Here is an 11,093-nt window from a genome sequence, read left to right on the forward strand (position 1 = left end):
AGAATGAAAGTTCTCCTCTTCTTTTAGAACCCAATAAAAGAGATCTCATGAAAAGGAACCTATTATCAATTGCCGTTACCTCTTTATTCTTTGTGTATTCCTGTAAAAATACTTCTGTAGCAAAACAGGAAATTGGAAAAACTGAAGCCGTAAAAAGTAATATTACTGATGAACAGCTGATGGACAGAGTACAGAAAGATGCCTTTAAGTATTTTTGGGACTATGCTGAACCAAAGTCGATGTTAGGAAGAGAACGTTATCATGAAGACAATATTTATCCGGATAACGATAAACATGTTATCACTACAGGAGGTTCAGGATTCGGATTGGCAACGATTCTGGTAGGGGTAGAAAGAGGATTTGTTCCGAGAAAAGATGCTGTAAAAAGACTTACTCACATCATGGATTTTCTGGCAAAGGCAGATCGTCACAAAGGAGCCTGGTCACACTGGATCAATGGAGAAACCGGAAAAACCGTTCCTTTTGGTAAAAAAGATAATGGAGGTGACCTTGTGGAAACCGCATTCCTTACTTCAGGAATACTGATGGTTCGTGAGTATTTTAAAAATGGAACCCCGGAAGAAAAAGCATTAGCCGCAAAATGCGATGAGCTATGGAAAGGAATTCAATGGAACTGGTATACCAAAGGAGGTGAAAAAGTATTGTATTGGCATTGGTCACCGGAATACCAATGGGAAATGAATTTTCCTCTCGAAGGATACAATGAATGTCTCATTACCTATATTCTAGCAGCCTCTTCACCAACTTATTCTATCGATGCCGAGACGTATTATAAAGGCTGGACCAGAAATGGAACCTACCTTTCAGATAAAGAAAAATACGGACTTCCCATGTATGTAAAACACAATGGAGCTGAAGAATATGGAGGACCACTATTCTGGACGCAATATTCATATATTGGCTTAGATCCGACAAATTTATCTGATAAATTAATTAAAAATTATTTTGATTTAAATAAAAATCAAGTCCTTATCGACTATAAATATTGTGTTGAGAATCCAAAACAATGGAAAGGTTATGGACCAAATTATTGGGGCTTAACAGCAGGCTATTCAAGAAATAAAGATGGAAGCGTTGGCTATGATGCCCACTTTCCACAAAATGACCACGGGGTAATCACTCCTACGGCTGCATTGAGCAGTTTTCCGTATTCACCCAAAGAATCAATGGCTTTCCTGAGATTCATTTATACCCAAAAGCCAGAATTTATTGGTTCTGCAGGTCCTTACGATGCCACTTCGATCAATTATGACAATTGGACGACACCCAGATATTTAGCGATCGATCAGGGAACAATTGCTCCGATGATTGAAAACTACAGAACAGGGTTTTTATGGAAATTATTCATGAATGCTCCGGAAATCCAGCAGGGATTGAAAAAATTAAGTTTCCAGTCAGCCAAATATGGAATAAAATAATTCAATAGAAATGGGCTTTAGCCCGTTTACATAAAAAAGATCAAATCCATTGGCTTTAGCCAAAACCTAAATAACAATATGAAACTAAAATTGAAACATCTTCCTCTTTTACTACTGCCGTTTTCAATGCAAATGAATGCGCAGGAAATAAAAGGAGAATTACATAAAGAAATTAAAAGGACAGAAAAAATATCCTATATTCTGGATTATCCTCAGAATACAAAAGGAAATGTACCCTTGATTGTCTTTCTTCATGGTTCCGGTGAACGTGGAAATAATCTTGAGCTGGTAAAAGCACACAGCCCGTTTACGTATAAAAACCTGATCAAAGAACCGGTGGCTATTTTGGCTCCGCAATGTCCCGAAGGGGCATGGTGGGATACCGTTACGGTCTACAATCTGATCAAGGAAATTCAGAAAAAATATAAAATTGATGCATCCCGTATCTACCTTACAGGACTTTCTATGGGAGGTTGGGGAACTTTGAAACTGGCAATGGAACATCCGGAAATGTTTGCCGCAGTGGCCTCAGTTTGTGCCCCTACAGATCAGGTAATGACGGCTAATATCCATCAATTTAAAGACTTGAATATGAAAATATTTCATGGCGGAATGGACGATATCGTGTTACCTGTCAATGCTTTTAATTTTTATCAAAAGCTGCATCCGGTAAATCCAACGGCAGAATTGGTGATTTTCCCGAATGACAATCATAATTCATGGGACTCGGCCTATTCAAACCCGAAGCTTTATGAATGGATGCTGTCCAAAAAGAAAGAAAAGTAATCATACACACAATAATTGAAGAAAAAGAATCCGTTGAATTAAAAAATATAAAACAATAATTTAAGAAGATAGATTTATGAAAAAGTTAATTGTAATCGCCACTTTAGCATTGGCACCTGTCTTTTCGGCACAGGAAATGGTAACAAAGCCCGTTCAGTCTTATCAGACGGCTCAATATCAGGCTAAAAAGAAAGCTTTTGTAGACAACCTTTTGTCAAAAATGACATTAGACGAAAAGATCGGACAGCTTAACTTACCAAGTTCAGGCGATTTTACTACTGGTTTGGCTAAAAGTTCCGATATCGGTAAAAAAGTTGAACAAGGTTTAGTCGGTGGACTATTCAATATAAAAGGAGCTGAAAAAATCAGAGCCGTTCAGAAAGTAGCGGTAGAGAACAGCCGTCTTAAAATTCCTTTGATCTTCGGAATGGATGTTATTCACGGTTATGAAACGACATTCCCGATTCCATTAGGTTTAGCCGCTTCATGGGATATGAATTTAGTTCAGCAGTCAGCAAGAGTAGCCGCAAAAGAAGCTTCTTCTGATGGGATCAACTGGACATTTTCTCCCATGGTGGATATTTCCCGTGAGCCAAGATGGGGTAGAGTTTCAGAAGGTTCCGGTGAAGATCCGTATTTAGGAAGTGAAATTGCTAAAAATATGGTCTATGGTTACCAGGGCAAAGATCTTGCAAATGGTACCAATATACTGGCTTGTGTAAAGCACTTTGCATTATATGGAGCCGGTGAATCCGGTAGAGATTACAACACGGTTGATATGAGTCATGTGAGAATGTTTAACGAATATTTCCCTCCTTACAAAGCCGCTGTAGATGCGGGGGTAGCTTCTGTAATGGCTTCTTTTAATGAAGTAGACGGAGTTCCTGCAACAGGAAGCAGATGGCTTCAAACAGAAGTTTTAAGAAACAAATGGAACTTTAAAGGTTTTGTGGTAACCGATTATACCGGTATCAACGAAATGGTTGACCATGGAATGGGAGATCTTCAGCAGGTTTCTGCATTGGCGTTGAAAGCAGGTGTTGATATGGATATGGTAGGAGAAGGCTTTTTAACAACATTAAAAAAATCTTTATCTGAAGGAAAAGTAACACAGGCCGAAATCGATTTGGCAGCAAAAAGAGTTCTTGAATCAAAATATGACTTAGGACTGTTTACAGATCCATACAAATATGGTGATGCAAAACTGGCTGCAAAAGAAGTTTATAGCATGGAAAACAGAAATGTTGCAAGAAATGTTGCGGCTCAGTCAATGGTTTTGATGAAAAATGAAAATCAGGTTCTTCCTTTGAAAAAAACCGGAACTGTTGCGGTAATCGGACCCTTGGTGAACAACTCACTCAACATGGCCGGAACATGGAGTGTGGCTGCAAAACATGATAAAGCTGTCAACTTAATGCAGGGTCTTCAGGCCAACTACGGAAAAGAAGTGAAGTTCCTTTCTGCTAAAGGTGCCAATATCGATTATGATGCTAAATTAGAAGATATCTATGCAGCGCATGGAAAGAAAACAGACCGGGATAACCGTTCTAAAGAAGAACTTTTAAAAGAAGCAGTAGAGGTAGCCAATAAAGCAGACGTTATCGTTCTTGCTATTGGAGAATCTGCAGAAATGAGTGGAGAATCTTCTTCAAGAACTGAAATTACAATTCCCCAATCCCAGGTTGATTTATTAAATGAATTAAAGAAAACCGGAAAACCAATTGCTATGGTTCTTTTCACCGGGCGTCCATTAGCGTTAACCAATGTGAAAGATACTCCGGATTCTATTTTGAATGCATGGTTTGCAGGATCTGAAGCAGGAAATGCAATTGCTGATGTCTTATTTGGAAAAGTAAACCCGTCAGGAAAACTTCCGATGACTTTCCCAAGAAGCCTTGGACAGGTTCCTATTTATTATAATGCTAAAAATACGGGTCGTCCATTGAGTCAGGAACTTACTGATAAATGTGAATATCAAAGATTCCGTTCCAACTATATGGATGAATGTAACACTCCATTGTATCCGTTTGGATTTGGTTTAAGCTATACAAAATTCGGATATTCTGATATCGCAGTATCCAATACAAACCCTAAAGGAAATCAAACGATTCAGGCATCGGTTACTGTAACCAATGATGGGAATTATGATGGGGCAGAAGTCGTTCAGCTATATATCAGAGATAGGGTAGGGAGTATCACAAGACCGGTAAAAGAACTGAAAGGCTTCCAGAAAGTATTTTTGAAAAAAGGAGAATCTAGAAAAGTAACGTTCGATATCACTCCTGAAACGCTTAAATTCTATAACGGAGATTTGAAATATGACTGGGAATCAGGTGAATTTGATATTATGATCGGTACCAGCTCTACAGAGGTGAAGCATTCGAAGATCAATTGGACTAAATAAAAGTTACTCACAGAACTGTATATTGTGTTTTTTTGGCATGATTTTTAATAATACCTCGGTACTTATTATTATATGCAAATCAACATGAAAAAAACAATTTTATTGAGCACGATGTTCCTTGGTTCTTTAGTATTCGCACAAAAAGCACCTGTAGTAGGTGGCGATAGAGATGCACACGGATGTATTGGTTCTGCAGGGTACACCTACTCTCAGATTAAAAAAGACTGTGTAAGAACTTTTGAACAAAAGATCAAGCTAACGGAAGTTGCTCCGAAAGGAAGTTCTACTTCAATAGCTGCTGTTATTTTTAGCAAAGACATGAAAAAAGCTGAGCTTTTCGTTAAGGATGCCGAAGCAGGAAGCATCATCCTAACAAGAGCCGGAGGTAAAGCCAAGGCTTGGAAAAAGGATGGCTATGTATTGGTTCCTTTCAAAAAAAGCGGATACCAGCTTAAAAAAGATAATGTTGTGATCTATCAATAAGACTAGATGGCAAAAAATAGAAAGCTACTCGTATGAGTGGCTTTTTTTTGTAACTTAGAGCAAAACTAATACCCAGTTTGGGGACATAGTTTTACCCATCAAAAAACAAAAAATCTTATATATGAAAAAAACAATTTTATTCAGTGCCGTATTTCTTTGTTCCTTAGTTGTTGCACAAAAAAAAGCTCCAGTGGTAGGAGGAGATAGAGATGTTCACGGTTGTATCGGTTCTGCCGGATATACCTACTCACAGTTAAAAAATGATTGTGTAAAAACTTTCAATCAGAAAATAAAACTAAAGGAAGTAAGTTCAGATAAAAGTTATACTTCTATGACCGCAGTGATTTTCAATAAAGATATGAAAAAAGCTGAAGTCTTCATCCCGGATGGAGCTGCGAAAAGCATTATCCTGAATAAAGAAGGAAAAGAAAAAATCTGGAAAAGCGGAACTCACATTAAAGACAGCTATGTTTTAGTTCCTCACAAAAAAAGCTACCAAATCAAGAAAAATGAGGTAGTAATTTACGAATAAGATCAGATTTCAAAGAATAGGAAACCACTCGGAAGAGTGGTTTTTTTGTGGGTATATATTAATTAGTTTCAAATTGACTTTTATACGACAATTTCTGTCGCTGTACAGCGGTAATTTTACATCATAATAAGACGAATTGAGATTTGTATGATAATAATTTAATAATAAATAGTAAGATTTATGTTAAACCTAAAAAAGTTAATTTTCGTTTCTTAAAAAGTGTTAAATTTGCGCGGTTTCAATAAACTAATTACTAACTCAGAAAACAACAACACGGGAATGAAGAAATTCTATATCAATGCATTCACCTTATGCATGGTTTTGGGCATCTCTGCCCAAGAAGTGGTATGGCAGAAAGACATCAAATCCTCTACCCAGGATTTTCTCAGCCAGGTCACCACAACTATAGACCAACAATATCTTATTACAGGAAGTTCAATACAGTCTAAAAGCCAATCGCAAGCAGCCAGCAGCCAAAAGCAAAACAACGGTTATGATTTCCATTTGGTAAAACTCAACCAGCAAGGAAATGAAGTCTGGGAAAAATATTTCTCCGGTCAGAATCATGACTATTTATCAGCCACAGTTACCACACAGGATGGCGGATTTCTTTTAGCCGGAACCTCTTATTCAGGAAAAGGACTGGATAAAAAAGAGGATTCCAAAGGAGGTTCAGACATCTGGCTGATCAGAATCAATGAATTTGGAGATGAACTATGGCAGAAAACTCTGGGAAGTTCTTCCGATGAAGAAGCCAGAGCGGTGATTCAAACAACCGACTTAGGATTTTTTGTTGCCGGGAATGTACAAAATGCTGCAAAAGGTTACGGTTCCAAAGACGTCTTGATTACAAGGCTGGATAAAGATGGAAAAGAATTATCACAATTAATTTTAGGCGGAAAAGGTTTAGACGAAGTTGAGAAAATGATTCCCACGAAAGATGGTGGAGCATTACTGGGAATTTATTCCAGAAGTTCATCTGTTAAAAACAATAATCAGCAAACAAAGATCAATACAAATAATCCGTCTGACAGAGCAGCAATCCATAACCTATTATCTGCAACCTCCAAGCAGAGCGACAATTTCGGTGAAGGTGACTACTGGATTGTCAAGCTAGACAAAACCGGAAAAGTAGAATGGGAAAAGAACTTTGGAGGGAAAGGAGATGATCACATCAGAACCCTGGCTTTAACTTCAAATGGTTTCATCATTGGTGGCGAATCCAGATCGGAAAGATCAGGAAATAAAACAGTTGGCATTGAAGAAGGTACAGACCTATGGTTGATTTCTTTAAATGAAAGAGGAGATGAACAGTGGCAAAAATCCTACAATTTCAAAAACCGTGATATTTTAATGAGTATGAGTGTCCTTCATTCTGCTGATGACAAGTCTTCCAAAGGAGTATTGTTGGGGGGCTACACTCAGGCTGAAGGAAGAATAGAAACAGATGACGAAACCTTCTGGATGCTGTACTTAGATCAAAATGGCAATGAACAGTGGAGAAAGCATATCACCGGAGAATCTAGAAAAAAAGAGGAAAGGCTTTCCGATTTAAAACTCAACAGAGATGGTTCCATTGTTTTGGCAGGAACCAGTGCAGAAGAGCTTGGCAAAGAGAACTGGAAAATTGTAAAATTGGGAGACAAGCAGGTTGATCAATTGATCGAAAAATACGACATCAAAATCTATCCAAACCCAGTTTCAGAGTATGCTTATGTAGAAATCGGTTTTGATTTCAAAGATGCTGACATTCTTTTGTATGATATGAGTGGAAGACAACTTCAAAGTATAAAAACAAAGAACAGAGTAACTAAGATTAATACTCAGGCTTTGGTTCAGGGAGCATATCTGGTGACGATAAAAACTGATAATAATAAAACGGCGAATGCCAAATTAATTAAGAAATAAACACAAATGAAAAGAGTAATCGCCAAATTAATTTTCTTTTTCCCTATATGTGGTGCCCTTTTTTTGGCAAAAGGACAAGGGAAAAACTATGTAGAAGAACTCAACCGCAGTTTGCCTCAAAGTCCGGGTGTAAGCTCTTTAATGAAATTTGAAGAAGTTCCCGTGAGTCTTTATACAGGGATTCCGGATGTTAATATTCCTATTGAAAATTTCTCCACAAACAGTTCCAAATTAAACCTGAATATATCACTTAATTATCACCCTTTAAGTGCAAAAGTAGATGACGTAGCCTCAGAATATGGTTTAGGATGGAGTCTTTTCGCCGGGGGAATGATTTCCCGTACCATCAGGGATCTGCCAGATGAATCCGATCAGGTGACCGGAAAATATGGAATCTATTTTAATAGTCTGGAAACCTTTACAAATAACTATAATATTGTTAAAAATTATCTTCAGAATGGGAGTGGAAGCGGCTTCAATGATCAGAAGGCTTTTAGACAAATTTTTGAATCGGTTTTGTTCAACAGGTTTGATAATAGCTATGATCTGTACCAGTACAATTTTATGGGCTATAGCGGACGATTTTTTATTAAAAGAGATGAGACAACTGGACTCCTGAAATTAGTAAAACTGGATAAAAATAATTTTAAGATAGATTTTACTTTTGACAGTAAAAATGTGCCTATAAAGTTTGAAATTACTGATGATAAAGGATTAAAATATGTATTTAATGTGGTAGAACAGTCTTCACGTTCCTATCTCATCAATACGACCAATACATCCAATGTGAATACCAATGATAATCTTGAATATCAGAATTTAAATACGGGATTTTATCTTAGTGAAGTGTATGAGGATAGTAAATTATTAGTAAAGTTCAATTATACAAATGGTATTGAGCAGTCTGTATCCACTTTTATTGCTAAAAGAAGAGGGCCGCTTCATCCTTTTGATGGAAGTCTTCAATATTCAGATTGTTATGATGATATTGTCAATACTTTCCCGGCTAATTACGAGACCTCAACAAGTTTAAACCATACCTATAGCCGGTTTTTAGATAATATTGAGGTGAAAGACAGAGCCCGAGTTTACTTTGAATATACAGGAAACAGGACGGACAGCAATCTCACGATGCCTAATAATAACAAAAAACTCAGTACAATCATCATAAAAGATTTTTTTGGCAATGCGCTTACCAAGCAGTATAATTTTGACTATGTATATGATTCAAAAATGATGCTGAAAAAAGTATCCATTCTTGATAAAAATGTACAGGAAGACCATTCTTACACTTTTACTTATGGAGGGAATTCTAAACAGTTACCCTATGCGCCGGAAGATGTAAGAGGGGACTTATGGGGACATTATCGATGTGTACAGCAAACCCCAATTTTAGATTTGCTGGCTCCTCAAACCATGTTTGAATCTTCTCCCGGATGTATCGAGAGGGATGTTCTTACCAAAATGAAGCTGCCTACCGGAGGGGAGATTCGCTATAATTATGAATTGAACAGATTCAATTATAAACCGAGTTCTATTACACAAAGCCAGGATCCGACGGCTAATCCGATTGAGCAAATCACCGATTTTTCATCCAATCTGGGGAACTGGAATACCATGTCATCCTATGTAACGATCAATAATTTTGGGCAAAGTCCTGCTTATTTTTTCACACTCACAGAGCCACAGGAAATCTTATTTTATTCTGAAGGGGGGAGTTATACGAGCGAGCCGTGGTCTTTGAATTTTTACAAACTCAATGAAGCCACCGGTCAGATGGAAAATGCAATGGTTCAGGGGTTAGGTCCGCTTATTGACATAGATCCTAATTATAATCCGTGGCAAAAGAGAAGCTTTCCTGCTGGGAAATATTATGTAACATTAAGTACTGTATCCGGGAATATGCCGCATAACCCTATTCCTACCAATTTTACAGCAAGATTTTCCGGGTATTATCGAAAGGCGAATAATTCATTGAATTATTTGTATGGAGGAGGAATCAGGATCAGAGATATTGAATTCTATAATGAAAAAGTGCTGCAAAAACAGAAACTCTATGAGTATAATGATATTACAAATACTTCCAAGAGTAGCGGGGCATTGGTTTTTCCGATTCCTGTCTTCCAATATGAAGAAGCGTATAACAATATGTATTTATGCATTTCTCCTACTTCCACAGTTAAGAAGGACCATGGTTTAGATATGACCTATAATACGACATCCACCAAAAATGTTCTTTCATCAGAGAAAACAAAAGGAGCTGATGTGGGTTATCAATATATTACCGTTAAGGATATTGATTATACGGCAGCTTCCGATTCATCTGTTTTTAAAGGAAAAACAGTTCATCAATTTTCAAGTCCCATTGACTCACCCAATCCATTGTTTTCTTATTTTGCCATGTCTCCTCCGGCAGCGTATACTCAAAATACCGACTATCGCAGGGGCAATCTGCTGAATAAGAAAGTATATGATTCCAATAACAATATGCTTTTACAAGAAGAGAATACCTATGATGATCATTCTACTACTGAGATCACAGGTATTAATTTTCTGATTAAAAATAATTTTATTTTCAACAGGTTCAATACTTTTCATATTGACAATTATGAGTCATACAAGTTTACCATGAATAAGTGTACCAGTATGCCCTCTTTTTTATGTGAATATACTTCTGCAATAGGATTCGGTGTCAATCCGATGTCTTTTGTTCAATATTATTTTTCTAAGGAAATTGTGGGGAAAACCAATTTAATACAATCTAAGAAAACCCAGTATTTTCCTAATAATAAAACACTGAAAACGGTTGAAGATTACACCTATAACATTAGCGATAATATTGAAAAGAGTAAAACGACTTCATCAGATAATACGATAGATGAGACCTCTTATAAATATCCACTTGAGAAAGGAAATCTGTTTCTTATCAATAAAAATATTATAAGTGTTCCATTAGAAACGGAAACCAAAAAAGACGGATTAATCCTTTCTAAAGCAGAGTCTTTATATCCAGTCAGTCAGGCTGATGCAGATGCAAAAACTTCCGGACTGGCATTGCCTTATCAGATCAATTCTACAGATTTATCAAATACGATCTCAAAAGAATTTACCTATGATAAATATGATGAAATGGGAAATGTACAGCAATATACGGGAAGAGACGGAATTTCGACGGTTATTATCTGGGGGTATAATAAAACCCTTCCTATTGCTAAAATCGTAGGGATTACTTTAAGTGAAATTCCGGATGCTGTTATTGCAGCAGCCGTTAATTCTTCTAATTCAGATGCTGCAAATCCGGCTAATGAATCAGCCTTAATTAATGATTTGGTTACTTTCAGAAAAGCCATTGAAGCCCTTCCGAGAAGAACTCCTCAAATTACCACCTATACCCATAATCCTCTAGTTGGGGTAACCAGTATCACCCCTCCATCGGGAATCAGGGAAAATTATCTGTATGATGATGCCAACAGACCTCAGCAGGTAAAGAATATGGAGCAGCAGAAGGTGAAGGAAATGAAATACAATTATAAACACTAAA

The 11,093-nt window shown here is 37.1% G+C and carries 7 protein-coding genes; all 7 read left to right on the plus strand.

Going from position 1 to position 11,093, the window contains the following annotated elements; genetic code table 11:
• The first annotated feature begins 47 nt into the window (after positions 1 to 47).
• The 7 genes from AC07UM_RS13855 (at position 48) to AC07UM_RS13885 (ending at position 11,092) form a co-directional block, all read left to right on the plus strand.
• Positions 48 to 1,439, plus strand: a complete 1,392-nt coding sequence (locus tag AC07UM_RS13855) for a glucoamylase family protein (RefSeq protein ID WP_494683710.1) — start codon at positions 48 to 50, stop codon at positions 1,437 to 1,439.
• A gap of 78 nt (positions 1,440 to 1,517) precedes the next feature.
• Complete coding sequence (locus AC07UM_RS13860; RefSeq protein ID WP_494683711.1) at positions 1,518 to 2,225, plus strand: carboxylesterase family protein; 708 nt, start codon at positions 1,518 to 1,520, stop codon at positions 2,223 to 2,225.
• A gap of 76 nt (positions 2,226 to 2,301) precedes the next feature.
• Positions 2,302 to 4,629 carry a beta-glucosidase BglX gene (gene bglX, locus AC07UM_RS13865; RefSeq protein ID WP_494683712.1) on the plus strand — a complete coding sequence of 776 codons (2,328 nt, stop codon included), beginning with the start codon at positions 2,302 to 2,304 and terminating at the stop codon, positions 4,627 to 4,629.
• A gap of 84 nt (positions 4,630 to 4,713) precedes the next feature.
• On the plus strand, positions 4,714 to 5,112 hold the full coding sequence (locus AC07UM_RS13870) for a hypothetical protein (protein ID WP_494683713.1): 399 nt from the start codon (positions 4,714 to 4,716) through the stop codon (positions 5,110 to 5,112).
• Positions 5,113 to 5,233: 121 nt separating this feature from the next.
• Positions 5,234 to 5,644 carry a hypothetical protein gene (locus AC07UM_RS13875; RefSeq protein ID WP_494683714.1) on the plus strand — a complete coding sequence of 137 codons (411 nt, stop codon included), beginning with the start codon at positions 5,234 to 5,236 and terminating at the stop codon, positions 5,642 to 5,644.
• Positions 5,645 to 5,923: 279 nt separating this feature from the next.
• Positions 5,924 to 7,552 carry a T9SS type A sorting domain-containing protein gene (locus AC07UM_RS13880; protein ID WP_494683715.1) on the plus strand — a complete coding sequence of 543 codons (1,629 nt, stop codon included), beginning with the start codon at positions 5,924 to 5,926 and terminating at the stop codon, positions 7,550 to 7,552.
• 6 nt (positions 7,553 to 7,558) lie between these two features.
• A complete protein-coding gene (locus AC07UM_RS13885) occupies positions 7,559 to 11,092 on the plus strand; it encodes a hypothetical protein (RefSeq protein ID WP_494683716.1) in 3,534 nt (1,177 codons plus the stop codon).
• The last annotated feature ends 1 nt before the right edge of the window (position 11,093 follow it).

The sequence above is a fragment of the Chryseobacterium sp. GW821-FHT04C04 genome (assembly GCF_059420365.1).

Coding starts and splice junctions, on each gene's coding strand:
- AC07UM_RS13855 (WP_494683710.1), top strand. CDS start 48: ATGAAAAGGAACCTATTATCAATTGCCGTTACCTCTTTATTCTTTGTG.
- AC07UM_RS13860 (WP_494683711.1), top strand. CDS start 1,518: ATGAAACTAAAATTGAAACATCTTCCTCTTTTACTACTGCCGTTTTCA.
- bglX (WP_494683712.1), top strand. CDS start 2,302: ATGAAAAAGTTAATTGTAATCGCCACTTTAGCATTGGCACCTGTCTTT.
- AC07UM_RS13870 (WP_494683713.1), top strand. CDS start 4,714: ATGAAAAAAACAATTTTATTGAGCACGATGTTCCTTGGTTCTTTAGTA.
- AC07UM_RS13875 (WP_494683714.1), top strand. CDS start 5,234: ATGAAAAAAACAATTTTATTCAGTGCCGTATTTCTTTGTTCCTTAGTT.
- AC07UM_RS13880 (WP_494683715.1), top strand. CDS start 5,924: ATGAAGAAATTCTATATCAATGCATTCACCTTATGCATGGTTTTGGGC.
- AC07UM_RS13885 (WP_494683716.1), top strand. CDS start 7,559: ATGAAAAGAGTAATCGCCAAATTAATTTTCTTTTTCCCTATATGTGGT.